Genomic DNA, 20,507 nt, shown 5'->3' on the forward strand with positions numbered 1-20,507 from the left:
GCCAAGACCGTCTGATCCCGCCGTCATCCTTGCGAGGTGCGGCCGTTCATGCGAAGAGCCCGTGAAGCGACAGCCTATTTCCCCACTGCTGAATGACGATGGCGCAGAGAATCACAATCGCTTGGCGAGTAACGCTTTGTTATCTGGCCGGACTGACGGAAAGTCTTTTGGTCTTCGCATTTTTCGGAGCCTCGCACCGCAACGTGGCAGCGCAGGATCTTCTTTCGACCTTCGCTCTTTATCTGGCCGTAGGCGTGGTCGTCTCTTGGCCCCTCTGGCTGACCGCCGCTGTCGTCGCGTTCGTTTTCTCAAGGTCAGTCGCTGCAAATCCAGGTCTGTGGACTGCCGCGGCGGCTTTGATCGCCGCCGGCTTCTCGTATGGGACCCTGCCCTTCGACGGTGAGATCAGGTCTCTTGCCACCGTCGGAGGCCTCGCCGCAATTCTGGCAGGGATTTCTTTTTACTGTTGGAGTGTATCACGCCCGGTTCCGCCGTTATCCAACTGAAACACCATCATCGCGCGCTTGCCTTGCGGGGCAAAACCGTTCATGCGAAGAGCCCGCACGCGAGTGAAAACAGCGACAGGCAAGCGCAACAGATGAGCAGGCGCCGGAAATGAGCAAGCGCAAGAACGGGCTCACCTATGCCGAAGCAGGCGTCGACATCGACGCCGGCAATCTCATGGTCGAGAAGATCAAGCCGCTGGTGCGCGCAACCCGCCGGCCGGGCGCCGATGGCGAGATCGGCGGCTTCGGCGGCCTGTTCGACCTCAAGGCCGCCGGCTTCACCGATCCGGTGCTGGTCGCCGCCAATGACGGCGTCGGCACCAAGCTGAAGATCGCCATCGACGCCGGCAAGCACGACACGATCGGCATCGACCTCGTCGCCATGTGCGTCAACGACATCGTCGTGCAAGGCGCCGAGCCGCTGTTCTTCCTCGACTATTTCGCCACCGGCAAGCTCGATCCCGACCAGGGTGCTTCGATCGTCGGCGGCATCGCCGCCGGCTGCCGGCAGGCCGGCTGCGCGCTGATCGGCGGCGAGACGGCGGAAATGCCCGGCATGTATCACGACAAGGATTACGACCTTGCCGGCTTTGCCGTCGGTGCCGCCGAACGCGGCCAGCTGTTGCCGACCGACGACATCGTCGAGGGCGATGTGCTGCTCGGCCTCGCCTCGTCGGGCCTGCATTCGAACGGCTTTTCGCTGGTCCGCCGCATCGTCGCGGTAAGCGGCCTTGGCTGGGGCGATCCGGCGCCGTTCAATGACGAGGCGACGCTGGCCGAGGCGCTGCTCGAGCCGACGCGCATCTACGTCAAGTCGATCCTCAAGGCGATCCGCAACACACATGGCATCAAGGCGCTGGCCCATATCACCGGCGGCGGCTTTCCCGAAAATATCCCGCGCGTTCTGCCCAAGGATTTTTCGGCCGAGCTCGATCTCGGCGCCATCGAGGTGCCGCCAGTGTTCTCATGGCTGGCCAAGACCGGCGGCGTCGCGCCGGAAGAGATGATGCGGACCTTCAATTGCGGCATCGGCATGATCCTGGTCGTCGCCTCCGGCCAGGCGGCGCAGGTCGCTGCCGTTCTGCAGGAGGCCGGCGAGACGGTGACGCCGATCGGCCAGATCGTGCCGCGCCGCGATGCCGGCGTCATCTATCGGGGCTCGATTGGCCTATGACCAGGAAACGGACGGTCGTACTGATCTCGGGGCGCGGCTCCAACATGACGGCGCTGGTTGCGGCGGCGAGCAACCCGGCCTATCCGGCCGAGATCGTCGGCGTCATCTCCGACCGCGCCAATGCCGCCGGCCTTGGCATCGCCGCGGCGCGCGGCATCGCCACCAGAGTGATTTCGCGCTCCGACTATGCCAGCAAGGAAGCCCATGACGAGGCGATCGATGCGGCCCTCTTGTCGTTCGGCGCCGAGATCGTCGCGCTGGCCGGCTATATGCGCATCCTCGGCGCGCGCTTCGTGGAGAAGTGGCAGGGCCGCATGATCAATATCCACCCTGCCCTGCTGCCTGCCTTCAAGGGGCTGGATACGCATGCGCGGGCGCTGCGCGCAGGCATGCGCATCCATGGCTGCACGGTGCATTTCGTCACGCTCGACATGGATGACGGGCCGATCATCGCCCAGGCCGCCGTGCCGGTGATGGTCGGCGACAATGAGGACACGCTGGCCGCGCGCGTGCTCAAGGCCGAGCACCAACTTTATCCGCTGGCGTTGGGCCTTGTCGCCGAAGGCAAGGCGCGGATGGAAGGCGGCCGCACGGTGTTTTCGCGCTTCGCCGACGATGCCGACAACGCCACGTCGGTGGTGATCGCGCCCGACCCGATGCGCGAAGAGACCGATCTCGAGCACCTGGCGCGGATAACGCCGTAAGGGTCCGCAGAAACGGCCAATAAATTGTCGGGGTATGACAGAATAGATCAATGGACGTTTTCGACAGCGCGATCCGGACAAAGCGTGATCTCGCCGGCGTCTTCGAGTACGACGAGACGGACGATCCGAAAAGTGCCACGGCATATTTTTATCTCTGTCGGATCGAGGACGGACGAGTAGGTCCCGTCGTCGGTGCAATTCACGTTCGATCGGGCGATTGGGCCATCACTGAAGCAGACATTTTGGTCAGATGGGATAAAGATGAACGGCGTGTAGGCCTGTTCATCTTTGGTGCACTTTGGGCGAGTTTTGATACCGTCACAGGTGCAAGACATGGCGGCGGATATGGGAAAGACTTTCAGCCCGACATCCCTTGGACTTGAGTTGAATCCATGAAGCAACTGCTGCTCCTGCGTCACGCCAAGTCGAGTTGGGACGATCCCGACCTCATCGACGTCGACCGGCCGCTGTCCGCGCGCGGGCTGAAGGTAGCACCACTGGTCGGGCGCGAACTGGCCCGGCGCGGCTGGCTGCCGGAGCTGGCGCTGGTGTCGCCGGCGCTGCGCACCCGCGACACGTGGCGGCTCGTCTCGGCGGAATTGCCGGCGAAGGTGCAGGCCAAATTTTCCCAGGCGCTCTACGAGGCAGCGGCGGCGGACATCCTCGCCAAGGTGCGGCAAGTAAAGGCGGGGACTGGAACGCTGCTGGTGCTTGGCCACAATCCCGGGCTGGAGGAGTTCGCGCGCGGGCTTGCCGGGGCTGGATCGGACCAAGCGGCGCTGAAGAAGCTGGCGGAAAAATACCCCACCGCGGCCCTGGCTCGGTTCGACGTCGACGGCGATTGGACCGGTCTCACCTTCGGCAGCGCCCGACTGACGCACTGCATTTGGCCGAAGGATCTTCGCTAGGGACTGCCTGACAGGCCGGGGGATCGCCGACCTTTCGGCCAAACCCGGCTTCGCACAAACAAGAGCGGCGGGCCAAGCCCGCCGCTCTTCGTGCTCCGGGGTTTGAGGAACTATCGGCCCCAGTTGCCCCGGCCAGATTGGGGCACTACGGGTTGATCCGTGCCGAACCGGGTCGTCGCCTCGGTGTCGACGGCGTTGTGCTCGGCCGTCAGCGGCTTGCGGATGGAACCGGTAAACCCGCTGTCGATGGTGCCGACAGGCGCGTTGCCAACAGGCGCGGCCGGCTGGTTGACGCCGTCCGAACCATAGTGATCACTGCCTGCAAAGGCGCTGCCCGTGGCGACGAGAACGATGGTGGCGACGGTAAGAGCAATCTTGGTCATTTCAGGTACTCCAATGTACTGGTCATTCGTGAGTTGTCGTTGCTTTCGACGCATTCGAGATGAGAGCGCTGTCCGCGCCGACGAATACGCACCCGGCTTTTTCCGATGTGCACGTTGCTGGACGATTTCAGCAACCGAGATTGTGGCTACAGATGAAACCTGCAAATCAAAGTATTCGATTGGCGCAGGATGCTATTCGGCGCACACGCCCGTTGATACGCGACAGCAAGAGTAGCGGGCCAAGCCCGCCGCTCTTTGTGTTGCGGGCCGTGATAATCAGCGGCCCCAGATGCCTTGGCCGGATTCAGGCGCCACCGACTCGGAGGTTGTCTTGGCACCGGTATGCTCGGAAGTAACTGGCTTGCGGATCAAACCGGTGAAGGTGTTGTCGACGTTGGCAGCAGCAGCGGCCGGCTGGTTGAAATTGTCCGAGCCATAATGGTCGCTGCCGGCAAAAGCAGTGCCGGTGGCAACGAGGATGGCGGCGGCGGTAAGAGCGAGCTTGGTCATTTCGGGTACTCCGGTAGTTCTTTGGTCTGTCCGTCAAGTGGCGTGCCTCGGGAGGAATTCGCGTCGCTCGGACCACCCCGAGATGGGTCGGCAAGTCTGTCGTTTCCAATCACGAAAATTTTGTACGGGTGCGCCAAATTGGCCGCTTGAAATTCGACATGCAGCTCCTGGCGCCACAATGTTCTTCTTTCTTTTCAGTTGGTTATGCGGTCAGTGGTGATTTGCCGCGCGAACATTCTTTGAGCCGGCGTCCACCGCTTCCTATACGCTCCGTCAACAGAACCGAACCGTTCGGTTCGCTTTGTACTGTTTCCTGTTCCTTTCGCAATGCTGATCGCGCGGCGAGTAAGAGAGACCGGCATTGCCGCCACTTGCCGGAGTGCCGACAGCGCGATGCCGAGCCTCGCCGCGCGACACCGAAGGGAGAGAATTTTCTGCCACTTGCGCAATATCGCGCCCTGAAAGACCATGTATTTAGCGCTTGAGGGGGAATCAGAGTGGACGCGATTACTTATAACGACGTCAGATCGATTCTGAAGATGAACAGCTACGACCCTGGTGGCCAAAATTCGCGCGAGGCAACTTCTCTTTACGCGCAGCAGCAGACTGAGATCTATAAGGGAATTACCCAGGCTTTTGCGGAAAGGATGATCCGCCTGAGAAATAATGAGACCGATGTCTATAGCAGCCTTAAGGATTTCACGGATGGCTTGATCAACCACGCCACAACCACTGCGCCTGCCACAGTGCTTGAAGTTGAAGGCCGAAGCGTTCTGTTTTCTGAAATCCCGATTGTTATCAATGACTCGCTCGACGAAGCTGTGAAGATAGGTAAATCTCGACCACAAAGTTCTGAAGACATCGCTGCAGCTTTCGCTGCGGGCCTCATTTACGAGATGGGGCGATTTGTGAAACCGAGTACCACCAACACGCCATTTGCCGTTATCCGGGAGCTGGGCAGTTACGCCGCCTGGAGAGTTGTGGAAGATGCCCCGCTTGACGGAACAGGCATTATCGCTCAGAGGTTGGCTGAGATCACATCCAAATCTAACACCCTCATTGACGATGTAAGAAGCCAAGCAGCGCTGACTTCTAATAACCTTCGAGAAACCACTGAAAGTTTGACCGAACGCGCAAACGGTGCACTGGAAGCAGCAGAAAATGCCGCGAAGCAAGCAGGGGCATTTGAGAATCGGGCCAAGGATCTGAGCGGGCAGATCGAAGCGTTCCAAGCAGCCATCGACGCCAATACGCAAGATGCGGAGGATAAGCTCTCCAGCTTCCTCGATGCGGCAAAAGCGAGATCTGCCTATCAAGGCGTAAGGATTTATTGGACCGATCGCGCGGGCGCCTCCTGGTGGGCACTTATGATTTCTGGCTTTGTCCTGTTTGTTCTGCTGGTAGGACTGCCAGCCTGGGCTATTTACGACAACGACGCGGTCATCAGGCTGCTGAAGCATCTGACGGAGGCAGCGGGCATTGAAATAGGCAATGTAACAAATCCCGTTGTGTTGACTGTTGCAACAGTTAGCCGGTTGGTAGTCGTCACAATACCGCTGGCGCTCTATTTTTGGCTGATTAGACTCGTGGTCCGGTTCAATATGAGATCCATGCTGCTGATGGACGATGCCCGCCAGCGAGCCACGATCATTGAGACGTACTACAAGATGATCGAGCAGCAAGCCGCAACGAAAGAGGATCGCGCGTTGATCCTTCAAGCTCTGTGCAGACCGCCGCCAGGACATGGCAGCGATAGTATTGAACCGCCGAACTTTACTGAGGTCATTGACAAGGCGATGGGGAAATGATGCCGCCTGAATGCTGGAGCACACGGAACTGCAAGTCAGCATGCGGCACCTGGTGCCGAAGGCCGGCCGCACGGTAGGATCGGGCGGAGAGATTTCCGAAATGGAAAGACATGAAGCTTGGTTTGTGGCCATCACCACGGCGGTGATTGGATTCATCGCGGGCATGGCCTGGTCCGATTTCGATCATCAAGCCAGATGGCTTTACGACTATCAAACACTCGTCACTGGGACGCTTGCTGTGGCTGCGGCCTTCATCACCGTAAACGCGATGAACAAGACTGAAGATCGCCAACAAAAGCGCCACGATCAGCTGATCGAAATGACGGCCGATTCTAGCCGACTGAAATTCCAAAGGGCCGCATTTTTCGCTCCACTTTTTTTGGAAGAGGCTAAAGACCTCGATATGGCTTTCGCTCGAATGATGGACGCGGAGGCAACCACACAAGAAGCTGGTGTGAAAATGTTTATCTATAGCTGGACAAACATCAATCGCCACATGAAAACACGGCAGATTCAGGATGCTCGGGAACTCTTTAACGTGCGGATGACCGGCTCTTGCGAAGTGATCGAAAGGGCATGCTTGGCTGTCGATGAGACCAGAAAGAAAATCTATCGATCCGGCAATGAGCAGCTCGATGAAGATACTCTTTCTCGCACGATACAAATATTCGCAAAGATTTCGCCGTCTACGCTCATCCTTAAAGACTTTGCGAATAAGCTTGGGATGTTGAAGAGCCAGCCTTCTTAGCATCACCGCTCATCGCCCTGGCTTTGCCATTCGGTACAGATAACGATGCCGCGGTAGAAGGTCTCGCCGTTTGATCGCGCCTTCTGGAATTGCTTCATCTGGCCATCCGGCCCCTCGAAGCTGCGCTCGGCCGACTTCGAAGGCGTGATAGAGGTCGATCGGTTTTTCCTTGTCGTCGGGATTGCCGGTGACATGGCAGGCGGGCCGGATGAAGGTTCCGATCGCATCGCTTTTCCTGCCTGTATTCGTTTTGATGCGGCGCGCACGCCCGGCGGAATATCCGCCCGAGATTGAGGTATTCGACCACGCCTTCCACCATCCAGGCAAAGACCGCGTAGGCCTCGGCGCGCAGCTTGCTCGGCAGTGCCCGGTCGGTGTCGGCTCGGCGATCTGGATCGCCCACGGCACCAGGAAGAACCGGCGCCGGATGCCGTCCGAATCGTCGTCGATGCGTGGTTTTTGGTTGCCGGACAGGATGATCGTGAAGTGCGGATCGACCTCGAAGAAATCCTTGTGCAGGCCCGCACCGGGATCTTCTCACCGTAGGTTAGCGTCGTGATCAGCGCGTTCTTCAGCTTGGCGCCGGCTTCCTGCTCGAATGCCGCCACCAGGCGCGCGTCGGGCAGCCGGCGATCAGGCGTCGCCTCGCCGCCGCGCTTGTTGTCGCGGGAAAAGCTGTCGATCGATAGCGTCGCCGCATAGTCGCTGAGGATGAAGCATAGCAGGTCGACGAAGGTCGACTTGCCGCTGTGGCCGGCGCCATAGAAGAAGAACAGCACGCCTGCTCGATCGCCAATCCGGTCAGCAGATGGCCGCGAGCGTTTTCACGTCCTTTCAAAGCCCTGATCGACAGCTGTCGCTTGACCGATGCGCCGTGAAATTCACGCTGCCAGCTCAGCGCCAGCGGCGTCGTGCTTGGGCCGCGCGCTGGCCAGAAGCACGACGGGGCAGTTGCAGGCGGCTAAAACAGCGCCGGCGGTTTCACCGAAGAACAGGTCCTCACCCGGACGTTGGGTGACGCCCATCACGACGATCGCCGCGCCTTTGGCCGCCTCCCGGGTGATCGCCTTGTCGGGTGTGACGCGGGTATGGAACGCTGTGTCGATATGCAGGCCGTAGCGGCCCGCCAGATCAGCGATGTCTTTCAGGACGGCCTCTTCGCGGCTATGCGACACCGATGTCGACCTGCGGCCCTTGGCTGCCGTTTGCGAGACGTAAAGTATCTTGACCCGCGCCCGGTTTGGACGGGCCAGCGCCAGCGCCAAGTCGGCGGCGCGACGCGCCACTTGGGTACCGTTGACGGGGACGAGAATGCTGGTGCCGGCCTTCAGAGTCGGCATCTTTTCGGCAGCATTGCCACCATTCAGGACCAGGCAAAGCGGGCCGTCAAATCCTCCGGCGATGTCGTTGAGGGCCGGCGCGAAGGCGCCATCGGCGGTCAGCACATTGTCAAGCCCGACCAGCAGCAGGCCGTATCCCTTGCGGGCCTCTTCGGCGATCGTCTCACCGGTGGCTTCCAATTCGGTGCGGGCCGTCAGGTGGACTTTGCCGACAAGCGTATCTTCAATCCGTTTCACCGCCCGGGCGCTTTTTTTTGCACCCTTCTTGATTTCCTTCAGGGTGCGCTCCTGTCCTTTGCTGTCGGTTGGCCTGTCAATTCGGCCGTCCTTCGGCTGAAGCAAGGTGGTGGGCATGCCGCTGCCTCCGCCGACCAGTCCGGCGAGATAGGCAGTGAACTTGCCGATCCTGCTGTCGTCGACCAGCACCAGCAGCCGCTCCAGCCTGGAAATGAAGCCGTATTCGTCCAACGCCTCGCGCTCGACACGCTGTTGCTCGTCGTGCCCAACCGGCAGCCGGCCGAGCGCCCAGCGCAGCATCGGCGGCATGGCCAAGGTGGTGATCACGGCCATGGTGACGATCATGGTGAAGAGATTGTGCGACAGGATGTTCATCGACAGGCCGATGCTGGCGACGATCACCTCGGTCGAGCCGCGCGCGTTCATGGCACTGCCGACGGCGATTGCTTCCTTGAACGACATGCCGGCGAGCTTGGCGCCGATGAACGCGCCGCCAAACTTGCCGATGCTGGCGATGACCACGAGAGCGCCCGTCAGCATGGCAAGCGTTGGATCGGCGAGCACGGTGAGATCGGCGGAAAGCCCCGCCATGCCGAAGAAGATCGGCATGAACAGCGCGGTGATGACGCCGCGAAGTTGGCCTTCGATATGGCTGGAGAGGATGGGCGATTCCCCGACAAGGATACCGGCGACGAACGCCCCCAGCACGGTATGGACGCCTATCATGTTGGTGATCAGCGCCATCACGCCCATGATGATGAGGATCATGGTGATCACCGCAAACTCGCTGCGGAATTGATCGTTGGTCCAGCGGATCAAGGTGAAGACAAGACGGCGGCCAATGGTGAAGGAGAACACCATGAACAGTGCCACGGCGGCGATGGTGGTCACCAGCGGCACGAGCTGCAGCCTGCCATTGGTGGCGATGCCGAAGGTTACGGCGATGACCAGCCAGCCGATCGTGTCCTCGATGATTGCCGAGGAAATAATCACCTGTCCGAGGTTGCGGCGCATGAAGTTCATCTCGCGCACCACCATGGCGACGATCTTGACCGACGAGATCGACAGCGCGGTGCCCAGGAACAGCCCGGCGACGGTACGTTGCGTGGGGTCAGCCAGCAATGCGTCCGGCAGGAACTGCGCCAGCGCGAAACCGCAGATGAAGGGCACCACGACGCCGGTAGCCGAAATGGAAAAACAGGCCGCGCCAACCCGGCGCACCAGCCGCAGGTCCGTCTCCATGCCGGTCAGCAAAAGCAGCATCAGGATGCCGAGCTGCGAGACGGCGTCGATCATGCCCTTTTGCGCAGGATCACTGGGAAAGATCAGGTGCTGGGCCGACGGCCACAGCCAGCCGAACAGCGAAGGACCGAGCAGGATGCCGCCGATCAGTTGGCCCATGATTGCCGGCTGGCCATAACGCTGCAGCACTTCGCCCAGGCCGCGCCCAACAAGCAGCAGAAGCACGATCTCGGCGACGAAAGCGCCTTCGCCCGAACCACCCATGCCGGAGGCCCGGGTACCGACAACGAGCGTCTCCGCTGCCCAGGCCGCGCCCGCGGGGACGAAAGCGCAAACCAGCAGTGTCAGGCTTGAACGTGTCGGAGCCTGCCAAGCCATGAAACCCCCATCGCCCAATGCACGTGTCCAACAACGCGCGACAGGGCGTTGCGTTGCTAGACGTGGACGTCACCGAAGGAGAGTTCGCCGTCGTCGCTCTCTGTCAGAAAGGCTGTCACCAGCAGGCCTGCATAGAGGACGGCGACCAGCACGACGATGGCGCCACCAGGAACGGGACCCAGGGCAGCACTGGCGACGGCCTCACGCATCGACCCGACGAAGCCGATGCGGACGCCTTCGGCCAGAAGACTGGGGGTCGACAGTTTGAGGATCCAGGCCAGCAGCAGAATCAGCAGCATGTAAATGTAATTGCGACGCAGGCGGCGCGCCAAAGCCACGCGTTGCGAAATCAGGAATTTCGGCGCGCGCAGGCTCTCGCCGACGATCAACAGCCAATCGGACGCGAAGTCCGGCTGCGGCGAGAATATCTGCGCGAAATAGTGCCGTTCGAACTGGCGCACGCGAGCCCGATAGAAGTCGAAGAAGCGATATCGGCGGGCCTCTATCCACAGCAGCAGCAGAACAAGCAGCATGGCAAACAGCAACACGCCATGGTGAGCGCTGGCTGTCGAAAGCGAAACGGACAGCATGGCTGCGACAACGGTTATCGCCCAGTTGCTCGTCCGGTCCAGGCGGTCACGCCACCCAGCCATGCGCGCAATCTCGGCGCGATGAAAGTGGGACATCGTGGTTACGAGTTCGCCGGACGACAGTGTCCTTCCGATGGGATCCGGCGCCGGCAACACTTCTGCCATGACAATGCCTCCACCCGCCACGCGAAAACGGCCGGATGGAGATATCGTTCCGACGCTCAATCCGCCGGGCGCAGCCAGACCTTGTTGTCGTGGAAGGCGGCGCCGCCATAGGGCGCTGGCGCATCGGCGCCGGTCAGCACGTTGATGCCCTCGCCGCGCTCATGGGCGCTGTTTGGCCAGATGCCTTCGGCGACGACGACGCCGCGCTTGATGCCGTCGAACAGTTTTGCGTGCAGCACCACTTCGCCACGCTGGTTGCCGACCTCGATGCGGCCACCGTCGGCGACGCCGAGTGCCGCCGCATCATCGGGATGCACGAGCAGCTCCGGCCGGCGCTCTTTTGCCTGCGACACCGGCGTTTCGGCAAAGGTCGAATTGAGGAAATTGCGCGCCGGCGAGGTGGTCAGCCGGAACGGGTGCGCCGCGTCCGCCACCTCGATCAGGTCGACGTGATCGGGAAATTCCGGCAGCCGCTGCACAGGCCCGAACAGGCCCATGCTTTTCGGCGGCCGGTTGGGCGCTGCCTGCCCGGTCCAGTTGGCGCGAAAATGGAACTTCTTGTCGGCATGGCCGAAGCCGTCGAGGAAATGCGCCGCCTCGAAATCCGGCTGCAAATCGACCCATTTCTGCTCTTTCAGGCTCGAAAAGCTGCCCAGCCCGCGCTTGCCCAGGATGATATCGATGTGCTGCTGTTCTGTCAGGCCGAAGCCCGGACGATCGGCGACACCGAGGCGCTTGCCGAGCTCCTCGATGACGAAATGGTTGGTGCGCGGGCCTTCCGGCGGGTCGATCAGCTTCGGCCCGAGTGTGATGTGCTGGTTGCCGCCACCCTTGTAGACGTCGTCATGCTCGAGAAACATCGTCGCCGGCAGCACCACATCGGCGAGCTTGGCGGTGTCGGTCATGAACTGCTCGTGCACGCAGGAAAACAGATCGTCGCGCAGAAAACCTTGCTTCACCAGCCGCTGCTCCGGCGCGACATTGACCGGATTGGTGTTCTGGATCAGCAGCGCCGTCACCGGCGGGCCGCCATAGAGCGCATCCTCAGCCCCGGTCAGCACCGGGCCGATGCGCGAATGGTCGAGATGACGGATCGCGGGGTCGCGCATCCGCGTGCCTTCGAGCAGTTCCTGGTTGAGCTTGAAGATGCCCGAATTGGTATGGAAGGCGCCGCCTCCCTCATACTGCCAGCAGCCGGTGACCGCCGCGATCGAGGCTGCGGCATGCATGTTGACCGAACCGTTGCGCTGCCGCGAAAAACCGTAGCCGAGGCGGAAATAGGTCTTCTTCGTCGTGCCGACGAGGCGGGCGAAGGCCTCGATTTCGTCGACGGAAAGCCCGGTGATGTCAGCGGCCCATTGCGGCGTCCGCGTCTTGAGATGCGCTTCCAGACCGTGCGGATCGTCGGTGTATTTTTCTAGATAGGCGCGGTCGGCCATGCCGTCACGGAACAGCACGTGCATCACCGCGCAGGCCAGCGCGCCGTCGGTGCCGGGCTTCAGCACCAGGCCGAGATCGGCCTGCTTCATCGTTGCATTTTCGTAGACGTCGATGACGACGATCTTGGCGCCGCGTTCCTTGCGCGCCTTGATGGCGTGGCTCATGACGTTGACCTGCGTGACCACGGCGTTGGTGCCCCAGATCACCACGCAGTCGGACTTCGCCATTTCGCGCGGGTCGGGGCCGCGCAGCGCGCCGGCGCCCATCATCCAGCCGGTCCAGGCCAGATTGGTGCAGATCGAACCGAAGAAGCCGGAGTATTTTTTGGCGTGCCTGAGCCGCTCGATGCCGTCGCGCTGCACCAGCCCCATCGTGCCGGCATAATAATAGGGCCAGACCGTCTCCGAGCCATATTTTGCCTCGGCGGCTATGAACCTTTCGGCGACGAGGTCGAGCGCCGCCTCCCAGCTGGATTCCTTCCAGGCGCCCTCGCCCTTGCCGCCGGCTCGGATCAGCGGCTTCAGCAGTCGGTCGGGGTGATGGACGCGATCGGCGTAACGGGCGACCTTGGCGCAGATGACGCCGGCCGTATAGCTGTTGGCCTTGGCGCCATGGACACGGCCGATGCGCTTTTCATCGAGCAGTTCGACCTCGAGCGCGCAGGTCGACGGACAATCATGCGGACAGGCCGAATGGCCGATTTTGAGCTTGGCATGCTGATTCATGGGGTCAAACTAGCTGCTTTGGACAACCAGGTGTAGGGCCAGATGACGAGCCAATCTCCCCCCAAGTGGGGGAGATGTCCGGCAGGACAGAGGGGGGGCGTGAAGGATCGCAACGTCGTCGGTGTGACTCGCTCTTGATCAAACTCCAACGACCGGCGGCTCCAAATGGCTGTCAGGCTGGCGGGAACCCACGAGCGGGGAGATTACGCTCTTCCTACTCCGCCGTGCCTTCCTCGTACTCCGCCGACATCGACAGCCATTTTTCCTCATGGCCGGCCAGCTGTTGCGCAAGTTGTGAGCGCTCCTTGGCCAGCCTTGTCGCGGTCGAGGGGTCCTTTTCGTAGACGGCCGGGTTGGCGAGTTCGTCCTCGATCAGGTCGATGCGCTTGCGGAGGCGGTCCATCAGCGCTTCGGTGGCGCGGATTTCCTTGGCCAGCGGCTCGAAGGCGGCGCGGCGCGCGGCCGCATCGCGGCGGCGGTCGGCCTTCGAGGCTTTGTCCGCCTCGCGCTTGCCGCGGCGGTCGCCGGAGACGCCGGTGACCAGCGTCTTGTAATCCTCGAGATCGCCGTCATACGGATTAACCGCGCCGTCCTTGACCAGCCACAGCCGGTCGGCGGTCGCTTCGAGCAGATGGCGGTCGTGCGAGATCAGGATGACCGCGCCGGGAAAATCGTTCAGCGCATGGATCAGCGATTCACGGCTGTCGATATCAAGATGGTTGGTCGGCTCGTCGAGGATGAACAGGTTCGGCCCCTCGAAGGCCGACAGGCCCATCAGGAGCCGCGCCTTTTCGCCGCCAGACAGATCCTTGGCGGCGGTATTCATCTTTTCGGTGGTCAGGCCGAACTGGGCGACGCGGCCGCGCACCTTGGATTCCGGCGCCTCCGGCATCAGCCGGCGGACATGCTCATAGGCGTTTTCGTCGGGCCTGAGGTCGTCGAGCTGGTGCTGGGCGAAGATTGCTACCTTCAGCCCGGGCGCCACCGTCATGCTGCCGGTCTCCGGCTTCAGCCGGCTGGCCAAAAGCTTGGCGAAAGTCGACTTGCCGTTGCCGTTGGCGCCGAGCAGCGCGATGCGATCGTCGGCATCGATGCGCAGCGTCATCTTCTTCAGGATCGGCTCGCCCTCGGTGTAGCCGACGTTGACGTTGTTCAGCGCAATGATCGGCGAGGCCACCGACTTCACCGGCTCCGGAAAGGAGAACGGCCGCACCGTGTCGTTCACGATCGCGGCGATCGGCTTCATCTTCTCCAACGCCTTGATGCGCGACTGCGCCTGCCTCGCCTTCGACGCCTTGGCGCGGAAGCGCTCGACGAAGGATTCCATGTGCTTGCGCGCGGCTTCCTGCTTGACGCGGCCCTTCTCCTGCAATTCGCGCTGCTCGGTGTATTGACGCTCGAACTGGTCGTAGCCGCCGCGCCAGAAGGTCAGCTTCTTCTGGTCGAGATGGACGATCGAGTTGACGGCGCGGTTGAGCAGGTCGCGATCGTGCGAAATCAGCAGCACGGTGTGCGGGTATTTCGACACGTAGTTTTCCAGCCACAGCGTGCCTTCGAGATCGAGATAATTGGTCGGCTCGTCGAGCAGCAGCAGATCGGGCTCGGCAAACAACACGGCGGCCAGCGCGACGCGCATGCGCCAGCCACCGGAGAAGGACGAGGCCGGGCGCCGCTGCGCGGCATCGTCGAAGCCGAGGCCGGCGAGAATGGTGGCCGCGCGTGACTCGGCCGAGTGCGCATCGATATCGGCCAGCCGCATGTGGATGTCGGCGATGCGGTGCGGGTCGGCCGCCGTCTTTTCCTCTTCGAGCAGCGCACTCCGTTCGAGGTCGGCCTTGAGCACGATCTCGATCAGCGGCTCCTCGGTGCCCGGCGCTTCCTGCGCGACCTGGCCGATGCGCGTGTTCTTGGGCAGGCTGATCGAGCCGGTCTCGGAGGCGAGGTCGCCGGTGATCGCCTTGAACAGGGTCGTCTTGCCGGTGCCGTTGCGGCCGACAAGGCCGGCCTTGCTGCCGGCCGGCAAGGTCAGTGAGGCATGGTCGAGAAGCAGGCGTCCGGCCATGCGGAGCGAAAGGTCGTTGATGATCAGCATGGCCGGGCTTTTGCACGGGACAACCATGCTTCGCAAGGGCTTGAGCCCCGGTTCGCCGCATAAGCCGCGAAAACCGGCAAGCAAGTCAGCGGCCGCGCCGCGACTTCCCGCAAAACGCAAAAAGAACCCGCTATCCTGAGGGGGGACAAGGAGAGCGGGCTCTTTCGTGAACGGCGGCCTTGGGAGCGTCCGATCGACATCCAAACACGCAGCAGCTTGGTTTGTTCCATGGGAAGAACGAACTATGTGATGAACAAACGCTGCTGTGGCCGGCAGGTTTGTCCACAGGGGCGTGCCGTCTGTACGCTATCGACCATGACGCTGCGGAAAGACTCGGCTATCCTTGGATGTGCGGCGGGCCTGATCTCCGCCTGGCCGGCGCCATCAGCTTCCTCCCAAGCGGCGCCGGCCACCTTCCTTGACCGGCGCCGCTTGCCCGATCGACGCCATTTGAGGCGGTCATTGTTTCGGCGGCGTGCCGGGCTGATCGCCGCCGGTCGTCGACTTCGGCACCGGATTCTTGTCGACCTGCGGGTTCTGATCGACCGTGTCGCCAGTGGCCTTGGTCGGCTGGATATTGTTGTCGCAACCCGCAACAGTCAGAGCTGCCATAAGCAGCAGGATTGAGCGCTTTTTCATCGCAGTCTCCTCTCGCCCGACAACGAGGCGTCGGCGATTTGGTTGCGCGGCCGGTGTCGTTCCTGCATTCGCCAAGGGGCCTGGGAACAAAATGCCGCGTCTCCGGTTGCTCCACAATCAATGGAGGAAGGCATGATCCGTCTGCTCATCGCCGGGGCAATCGTCTATGTTGCCTATCGCGTCGCCAAGAAAGTGATCGACGAGGTGCCCGACGATTTCGATCCGCTGCTGTTGCCACCGCCACAGGACGATCGCGAGGCGCTGCGGCGGCAATCGGCAAGGATGGGCGTCGAGCCCGAGCGTTAGTCGACAGGCCTGCCCGCAAGGCTTCTTCGTTCACGAGCCCTATTCCGGCTCCGCAAACCGTTGCGAACAAAGCAGAAACGATGCTTGATGGGCGATGAACCTCGCCGCCCGTGATTCGTCCTTCCAGCCCGCCTATCTGGCGAAGCTCAACGCCGAGCAGCGGCTTGCCGTCGAACATGGCGACGGCAAGATCGCCGGGCCGTTGCTGGTCATTGCCGGCGCCGGCTCCGGCAAGACCAACACGCTGGCGCACCGGGTCGCGCATCTGATCGTCAGGGGTGCCGACCCGCGCCGCATCCTTTTGATGACATTTTCGCGCCGTGCCGCAGCGGAAATGGCCAAGCGGGTCGAGCGCATCGCCGGCGAGGTGCTGGGGCGCGATGCCTCGGTGATTACCGATGCGCTGAGCTGGGCCGGCACGTTCCACGGCATCGGCGCCAGGCTGCTGCGCGATTATGCGCTGGAGATCGGTCTCGATCCGGCCTTCACCATCCACGATCGCGAGGATTCCGCCGACCTGATGAACCTCGCCCGCCACGAGCTTGGGTTTTCGAAGACCGAAGCCCGCTTCCCGACCAAGGGCACCTGCCTTGCGATCTATTCGCGCGCCGTCAACGCACAGGCGCCGCTCGGCGAGGTGCTGGGTTCGGTGTTCCCGTGGTGCGCCGGCTGGGCCGAACAGCTGAAGCAATTGTTCGCCCGATATGTCGAGGCCAAGCAGGGGCAGAACGTGCTCGATTACGACGACCTGCTGCTCTACTGGGCGCAGATGGCCGGCGAGCCGGAAATCGCCGCGCATCTGGGTGCACGTTTCGACCATGTGCTGGTCGATGAATACCAGGACACCAACCGGCTGCAGGCCTCGATCCTGACGGCGCTCAAGCCCGACGGATCGGGGCTGACGGTGGTCGGCGACGACGCGCAGTCGATCTATTCGTTCCGCGCCGCGGAAGTGCGCAATATCCTGGATTTTCCGAAGCAGTTCGCGCAGCCGGCCGAGGTCGTCATGCTGGAGCGCAACTACCGCTCGACCGAGACCATCCTGGCGGCAGCCAATGCGGTGATCGGCGAAGCGTCGGAACGTTTCACCAAAAATCTCTGGACCGAGCGCAAATCGGCGGAAAAGCCGAAGCTGGTGAGCGTGCGCGACGAGACCGAGCAGGCGAGCTATGTCTGCCAGGCGATACTCACCGAACGCGAGGCCGGCACCGTTCTCAAAGCACAGGCGGTGCTGTTTCGCGCCTCCCACCATAGCGGCCCGCTGGAGATCGAGCTGACGCGCCGCAACATCCCCTTCGTCAAGTTCGGCGGGCTGAAATTTCTCGATGCAGCTCACGTCAAGGACTTGCTGGCCGTACTGCGCTTTGCCGAAAACCCGCGCGACCGCGTCGCCGGCTTTCGCGTGCTGCAACTTCTGCCGGGCATCGGCCCTTCGGCCGCCAATGCGATCGTCGAGACCATGGCAAATTCGCTTGACGAGACGATGGGGCTTGCCCGCTATCGACCGCCGCAGCGTGCCGCCGACGACTGGCCGGGCTTTGTCGCGCTCTATAGCGGCCTGCGCGCCGGCGCGCAAAAATGGCCGGCCGACATCGAACAGGTCAGGCTCTGGTACGAGCCGCATCTGGAACGTATCCACGAGGATGCAACGACGCGCCGGGCCGATCTCCTGCAGCTCGAGCAGATCGCTTCCGGCTATGCGTCGCGCGAGCGCTTCCTCACCGAGCTGACACTCGATCCGCCGGACGCGACCAGCGACGAGGCCGGCCCGCCGCACCGCGACGAGGATTATCTGATCCTGTCGACGATCCATTCGGCCAAGGGCCAGGAGTGGAAGAACGTCTTCGTGCTCAACACCGTCGACGGCTGCATCCCGATCGATCTCGGCGTCGGCAGCAAGGAGGACGTCGACGAGGAGCGGCGGCTGCTCTACGTGGCGATGACGCGGGCCAAGGACAGCCTGCACCTGGTCATGCCGCATCGCTTTTTCGTCCACGGCCAGGCGGCGCGCGGCGACCGCCATGTCTATGCCTCGCGCACGCGCTTCATCCCGCGCTCTATCCTCGGCGCCTTCGAGCAGGTGGCATGGTCCAGCGTCCAGGCCAGAGACGATCCGCGCCGCCAGCCGCAGGTGCGTGTCGACCTCGGCGCCCGCATGCGCGGCATGTGGAAATAGGCACCCGCCTCGACGTCGGCGCTGCTCGCCCGGCGACCGCTCCCAGAGCCGGCGAAAAAACAATCCCGGCAACATGGAACCTCGCGCCGTGATCCGCGTTTCTGCCCGACCCCCAGACCGGAGAACGGCGTCCGCCGTGACCTCCGCCCATTCGAGAGGCCAGAATGCACGACAGGACGTTTTCCACCCCGGTCGCCCTAACTGTTGGCGCCGGCTACAAGCGTACGATCGCTTCGTTCTCCGAGATGCACGAATTCCTGACCGAGTTCCCGCCTTCGCGCCGCCGGCTGAGCTATGGCGCCGCGGTAAAGGCCTGCGAGGCGGCACGTGCCGGCGATATCTCGGCCGAAGCGGCACGCGACGCCCTGATCACCTTCGCCGTGACGGCAGGCATCCTCTGGCCGGCCGCCCAGCCGGCAGTCTCGGTCAAGCCGGTCGCCCGGGGCCTCGGCGGCTACGCCGCCTGACAAGACTCTTCGTCATCATGGCCGGCCGGATTCCGGTCATCAGTGCTGGCCCGGCGGATCCTAAATCAGCTGCCTTCTGATGCTCATCCGGGTGACCGCGGTCACAAGAATGGCGCCGATCATGAAATAGATGGTCGCGACAATGTCGCCCTGGTGGAAATAATAACCGGAGTTGAGAAGCGCCAGGACCACGGCGAAGAACGCCACAAGGCGCAAGGGTTCATTGGGCATGCGTGCCAATTCTCGCTGTTGCTGCTGAATGCTGCTGAAGCGGCCGCCCTCACGACCGTCCGCTCCATAAAATGTTTTGGCGCGTTTTGCAATCTCGGCAGATCGTCCTCTATCCACCGTCCGCGTCACCAGCCGCCCCAGGTTCAGGCGAAAGCCCTGCCCTCCTCGCTGCGCTGGAACATCGTCAGGTCCAGTCCGAGGCTTGGCTTGCCCAGGATGGTCAGGATCGCATGCGCCTGGCCGCGGTGGTGGGTCTGGTGGTTGAAGAAGTGGTCGAGCGCCGGCGCCAGCCGCTGCGAGACGGTGCGCATATCCGAGACGGTCATGTAGGAGAAGCGGCCCGACAGCGCCTTGTCGCTCAGGCCGTCGACCCAGTCGATGATCCGTTTGTCCTCGGCCTCGCGCGCCAGCCGCAAGCCTGACAAGGCGCGGTGCAGGATCGTGTCGAGCCTTGCCGGCGCGTCGCCCTCGCCGGTGAAGCGTTTCATCCAGATACGGTCGGCTGCCAGGAGGTGGTTGAGCGTTCCCATCATCGAACCGAAGAAGACGCCGATATTGCGGTCGAACTCTTCCTCATCGAGATCGGCGGCGGCATCGTAGATGCGGCCGTTAGCCCATTGATTGTAGGCCGCAAACATCCTGAAATGCTGTTTCATTCTTCTCTCGACCTGCGAGACCCTGTTTCGCGCGGGTCTGTTTCGGCCATAGTTAGACTGCAAGGACGCTGCCGCCAATGACCATTCTGCTCTATGACCTTGTCGGACGCGACGCCGCCCGCCCATTCAGCCCACATTGCTGGAAGGCGGCGATGGCGCTGGCCCACAAAGGGCTCGACATCGCCAGCGAGCCGACCCGTTTCCTCGAAGTGCCGAAGGTGGAAGGCGGCGTCTCGAAGCTCGTTCCGGTGATCCGCGACGGCGAGACGGTGGTCGCCGATTCCTTCGCTATCGCGCTCTATCTCGAGGAGGCCTATCCTGAGCGCCCGACATTGTTTTCCGGCGACGGCGGCAAGGCGACGGCGCGCTTCATCGAACGCTGGTCGCAGCTGACCATCCATCCCTACGTCACCACCGCTGCGATACTGGACCTGCACGCCATGCAGGACGAGGCGAACGCCGCCTATTTCCGGCAGAACCGCGAGCAGCGCTTCGGCAAGCCCCTGGAGGCGGTTTACGCCACCCGCGACGCCGGGCTCGCCGGCTTCCGCGCCTCGCTGGAGCCGCTCCGCTCGATGCTTGGCTATCAGCCCTTCATCGGCGGCCCGTCGCCGCTGTTTGCCGACTACATCGTTTTCGGCGCGCTGCAATGGGCGCGCATCGCCACGCCCTACCGGCTGCTCGACGACGGCGATGTCGTGGCGCAATGGTTCGAACGATGCCTCGATCTGCATGGCGGCCTCGGCCGCACGGTTGCGGCCGCAGCGATCTCCCGCCTTGAGAGTTGAAATCGGCAGTTTTCATCGGCGGCGGCACATTTTGTTCTTGCTTTGTGCCGGCAGCTATGCTACTAATCTCGATATGGTGATGATTCGCACCGACGCCCGCCCGGCCTGCCGAGGCGGGTTTTGTTTTGCCGATCGAGGTCCAACGGCGTTACCGGCAGGGACGTCGTCCGGCCTTAGCTGCAAGTTGCCAGCCGGCGAAATGCGACAATGCGGGTAGACGAAGTGTCGCTTGAAGCGCCTCATCAGCGCCTGGATCGAAGCAAACAAGACGAACATCCGGCGAACCGGGCAATC

The 20,507-nt window shown here is 62.4% G+C and carries 21 protein-coding genes; 11 read left to right on the forward strand and 10 right to left on the reverse strand.

Features of this window, described 5'->3' with window-relative positions; translation table 11 throughout:
- Positions 1 to 98 precede the first annotated feature (98 nt).
- The 5 genes from NKI16_RS13195 (at position 99) to NKI16_RS13215 (ending at position 3,292) form a co-directional block, all read left to right on the forward strand.
- Entirely contained in the window at positions 99 to 506 is a 408-nt protein-coding gene (locus tag NKI16_RS13195; RefSeq protein ID WP_156937368.1) for a hypothetical protein, read from the forward strand.
- A gap of 109 nt (positions 507 to 615) precedes the next feature.
- Entirely contained in the window at positions 616 to 1,680 is a 1,065-nt protein-coding gene (purM, locus tag NKI16_RS13200) for a phosphoribosylformylglycinamidine cyclo-ligase (protein WP_352472623.1), read from the forward strand.
- Positions 1,677 to 2,384: a phosphoribosylglycinamide formyltransferase gene (purN, locus tag NKI16_RS13205; RefSeq protein WP_352622348.1), complete on the forward strand. Its 708-nt coding sequence runs from the start codon at positions 1,677 to 1,679 to the stop codon at positions 2,382 to 2,384. The genes purM and purN overlap by 4 nt, the downstream gene beginning before the upstream one ends.
- Positions 2,385 to 2,434: 50 nt before the next feature.
- Positions 2,435 to 2,767, forward strand: a complete 333-nt coding sequence (locus NKI16_RS13210; RefSeq protein WP_352622349.1) for a hypothetical protein — start codon at positions 2,435 to 2,437, stop codon at positions 2,765 to 2,767.
- 9 nt (positions 2,768 to 2,776) lie between these two features.
- Complete coding sequence (locus tag NKI16_RS13215; RefSeq protein ID WP_352452972.1) at positions 2,777 to 3,292, forward strand: SixA phosphatase family protein; 516 nt, start codon at positions 2,777 to 2,779, stop codon at positions 3,290 to 3,292.
- A 110-nt stretch (positions 3,293 to 3,402) separates the two neighbouring features.
- Here the strand turns inward: NKI16_RS13215 and NKI16_RS13220 are convergent, their stop codons facing one another.
- Positions 3,403 to 3,675 (reverse strand): DUF680 domain-containing protein, encoded by a 273-nt coding sequence (locus NKI16_RS13220; RefSeq protein ID WP_352452971.1) that lies wholly within the window; start codon positions 3,673 to 3,675, stop codon positions 3,403 to 3,405.
- A 276-nt stretch (positions 3,676 to 3,951) separates the two neighbouring features.
- Positions 3,952 to 4,185 (reverse strand): DUF680 domain-containing protein, encoded by a 234-nt coding sequence (locus NKI16_RS13225; protein WP_352922925.1) that lies wholly within the window; start codon positions 4,183 to 4,185, stop codon positions 3,952 to 3,954.
- 539 nt (positions 4,186 to 4,724) lie between these two features.
- Between NKI16_RS13225 and NKI16_RS13230 the strand changes: the two genes are divergently transcribed.
- Entirely contained in the window at positions 4,725 to 5,993 is a 1,269-nt protein-coding gene (locus NKI16_RS13230; RefSeq protein WP_352622355.1) for a DUF6161 domain-containing protein, read from the forward strand.
- A 10-nt stretch (positions 5,994 to 6,003) separates the two neighbouring features.
- A complete protein-coding gene (locus NKI16_RS13235) occupies positions 6,004 to 6,741 on the forward strand; it encodes a hypothetical protein (RefSeq protein WP_352641931.1) in 738 nt (245 codons plus the stop codon).
- 2 nt (positions 6,742 to 6,743) lie between these two features.
- Here the strand turns inward: NKI16_RS13235 and NKI16_RS13240 are convergent, their stop codons facing one another.
- The 6 genes from NKI16_RS13240 to NKI16_RS13265 form a co-directional block, all read right to left on the reverse strand.
- The gene (locus NKI16_RS13240) at positions 6,744 to 7,520 is read right to left on the reverse strand and encodes a hypothetical protein (RefSeq protein WP_352622359.1); all 777 of its coding nucleotides are present in this window, start codon (positions 7,518 to 7,520) and stop codon (positions 6,744 to 6,746) included.
- A 102-nt stretch (positions 7,521 to 7,622) separates the two neighbouring features.
- The gene (locus NKI16_RS13245) at positions 7,623 to 9,824 is read right to left on the reverse strand and encodes a cation:proton antiporter domain-containing protein (protein ID WP_502897602.1); all 2,202 of its coding nucleotides are present in this window, start codon (positions 9,822 to 9,824) and stop codon (positions 7,623 to 7,625) included.
- A gap of 170 nt (positions 9,825 to 9,994) precedes the next feature.
- Entirely contained in the window at positions 9,995 to 10,693 is a 699-nt protein-coding gene (locus tag NKI16_RS13250; protein WP_352622363.1) for a DUF2270 domain-containing protein, read from the reverse strand.
- 56 nt (positions 10,694 to 10,749) lie between these two features.
- Entirely contained in the window at positions 10,750 to 12,858 is a 2,109-nt protein-coding gene (locus tag NKI16_RS13255; protein WP_352922930.1) for a molybdopterin-containing oxidoreductase family protein, read from the reverse strand.
- Between the two features lie 214 nt (positions 12,859 to 13,072).
- Positions 13,073 to 14,950 carry an ABC-F family ATP-binding cassette domain-containing protein gene (locus tag NKI16_RS13260; RefSeq protein WP_352622367.1) on the reverse strand — a complete coding sequence of 626 codons (1,878 nt, stop codon included), beginning with the start codon at positions 14,948 to 14,950 and terminating at the stop codon, positions 13,073 to 13,075.
- Between the two features lie 459 nt (positions 14,951 to 15,409).
- On the reverse strand, positions 15,410 to 15,589 hold the full coding sequence (locus tag NKI16_RS13265) for a hypothetical protein (protein WP_352457655.1): 180 nt from the start codon (positions 15,587 to 15,589) through the stop codon (positions 15,410 to 15,412).
- Between the two features lie 132 nt (positions 15,590 to 15,721).
- Between NKI16_RS13265 and NKI16_RS13270 the strand changes: the two genes are divergently transcribed.
- The 3 genes from NKI16_RS13270 (at position 15,722) to NKI16_RS13280 (ending at position 18,538) form a co-directional block, all read left to right on the forward strand.
- Positions 15,722 to 15,895, forward strand: a complete 174-nt coding sequence (locus tag NKI16_RS13270; protein WP_023677660.1) for a hypothetical protein — start codon at positions 15,722 to 15,724, stop codon at positions 15,893 to 15,895.
- A gap of 94 nt (positions 15,896 to 15,989) precedes the next feature.
- On the forward strand, positions 15,990 to 18,071 hold the full coding sequence (locus NKI16_RS13275) for an ATP-dependent helicase (RefSeq protein WP_352622369.1): 2,082 nt from the start codon (positions 15,990 to 15,992) through the stop codon (positions 18,069 to 18,071).
- A gap of 164 nt (positions 18,072 to 18,235) precedes the next feature.
- Positions 18,236 to 18,538 carry a DUF982 domain-containing protein gene (locus tag NKI16_RS13280; RefSeq protein ID WP_023677662.1) on the forward strand — a complete coding sequence of 101 codons (303 nt, stop codon included), beginning with the start codon at positions 18,236 to 18,238 and terminating at the stop codon, positions 18,536 to 18,538.
- A 60-nt stretch (positions 18,539 to 18,598) separates the two neighbouring features.
- On the opposite strand, the gene NKI16_RS13285 is transcribed toward NKI16_RS13280, so the two are convergent.
- The gene (locus NKI16_RS13285; RefSeq protein ID WP_352594406.1) at positions 18,599 to 18,898 is read right to left on the reverse strand and encodes a hypothetical protein; all 300 of its coding nucleotides are present in this window, start codon (positions 18,896 to 18,898) and stop codon (positions 18,599 to 18,601) included.
- A 14-nt stretch (positions 18,899 to 18,912) separates the two neighbouring features.
- Positions 18,913 to 19,425, reverse strand: a complete 513-nt coding sequence (locus tag NKI16_RS13290) for a DinB family protein (RefSeq protein ID WP_352622371.1) — start codon at positions 19,423 to 19,425, stop codon at positions 18,913 to 18,915.
- Between the two features lie 77 nt (positions 19,426 to 19,502).
- Between NKI16_RS13290 and NKI16_RS13295 the strand changes: the two genes are divergently transcribed.
- The gene (locus tag NKI16_RS13295; RefSeq protein WP_352622373.1) at positions 19,503 to 20,213 is read left to right on the forward strand and encodes a glutathione S-transferase family protein; all 711 of its coding nucleotides are present in this window, start codon (positions 19,503 to 19,505) and stop codon (positions 20,211 to 20,213) included.
- The last annotated feature ends 294 nt before the right edge of the window (positions 20,214 to 20,507 follow it).

The organism is Mesorhizobium sp. M0698 (assembly GCF_040320455.1).
Taxonomy (GTDB): Bacteria; Pseudomonadota; Alphaproteobacteria; order Rhizobiales; family Rhizobiaceae; genus Mesorhizobium.

What these genes read in the sequence shown, in the direction of transcription:
- NKI16_RS13195 (WP_156937368.1), top strand. Translation starts at nt 99, where the DNA reads ATGGCGCAGAGAATCACAATCGCTTGGCGAGTAACGCTTTGTTATCTG.
- purM (WP_352472623.1), top strand. Translation starts at nt 616, where the DNA reads ATGAGCAAGCGCAAGAACGGGCTCACCTATGCCGAAGCAGGCGTCGAC.
- purN (WP_352622348.1), top strand. Translation starts at nt 1,677, where the DNA reads ATGACCAGGAAACGGACGGTCGTACTGATCTCGGGGCGCGGCTCCAAC.
- NKI16_RS13210 (WP_352622349.1), top strand. Translation starts at nt 2,435, where the DNA reads ATGGACGTTTTCGACAGCGCGATCCGGACAAAGCGTGATCTCGCCGGC.
- NKI16_RS13215 (WP_352452972.1), top strand. Translation starts at nt 2,777, where the DNA reads ATGAAGCAACTGCTGCTCCTGCGTCACGCCAAGTCGAGTTGGGACGAT.
- NKI16_RS13220 (WP_352452971.1), bottom strand. Translation starts at nt 3,675, where the DNA reads ATGACCAAGATTGCTCTTACCGTCGCCACCATCGTTCTCGTCGCCACG.
- NKI16_RS13225 (WP_352922925.1), bottom strand. Translation starts at nt 4,185, where the DNA reads ATGACCAAGCTCGCTCTTACCGCCGCCGCCATCCTCGTTGCCACCGGC.
- NKI16_RS13230 (WP_352622355.1), top strand. Translation starts at nt 4,725, where the DNA reads ATGAACAGCTACGACCCTGGTGGCCAAAATTCGCGCGAGGCAACTTCT.
- NKI16_RS13235 (WP_352641931.1), top strand. Translation starts at nt 6,004, where the DNA reads ATGCTGGAGCACACGGAACTGCAAGTCAGCATGCGGCACCTGGTGCCG.
- NKI16_RS13245 (WP_502897602.1), bottom strand. Translation starts at nt 9,824, where the DNA reads ATGGGTGGTTCGGGCGAAGGCGCTTTCGTCGCCGAGATCGTGCTTCTG.
- NKI16_RS13250 (WP_352622363.1), bottom strand. Translation starts at nt 10,693, where the DNA reads ATGGCAGAAGTGTTGCCGGCGCCGGATCCCATCGGAAGGACACTGTCG.
- NKI16_RS13255 (WP_352922930.1), bottom strand. Translation starts at nt 12,858, where the DNA reads ATGAATCAGCATGCCAAGCTCAAAATCGGCCATTCGGCCTGTCCGCAT.
- NKI16_RS13260 (WP_352622367.1), bottom strand. Translation starts at nt 14,950, where the DNA reads ATGCTGATCATCAACGACCTTTCGCTCCGCATGGCCGGACGCCTGCTT.
- NKI16_RS13265 (WP_352457655.1), bottom strand. Translation starts at nt 15,589, where the DNA reads ATGAAAAAGCGCTCAATCCTGCTGCTTATGGCAGCTCTGACTGTTGCG.
- NKI16_RS13270 (WP_023677660.1), top strand. Translation starts at nt 15,722, where the DNA reads ATGATCCGTCTGCTCATCGCCGGGGCAATCGTCTATGTTGCCTATCGC.
- NKI16_RS13275 (WP_352622369.1), top strand. Translation starts at nt 15,990, where the DNA reads ATGAACCTCGCCGCCCGTGATTCGTCCTTCCAGCCCGCCTATCTGGCG.
- NKI16_RS13280 (WP_023677662.1), top strand. Translation starts at nt 18,236, where the DNA reads ATGCACGACAGGACGTTTTCCACCCCGGTCGCCCTAACTGTTGGCGCC.
- NKI16_RS13290 (WP_352622371.1), bottom strand. Translation starts at nt 19,425, where the DNA reads ATGAAACAGCATTTCAGGATGTTTGCGGCCTACAATCAATGGGCTAAC.
- NKI16_RS13295 (WP_352622373.1), top strand. Translation starts at nt 19,503, where the DNA reads ATGACCATTCTGCTCTATGACCTTGTCGGACGCGACGCCGCCCGCCCA.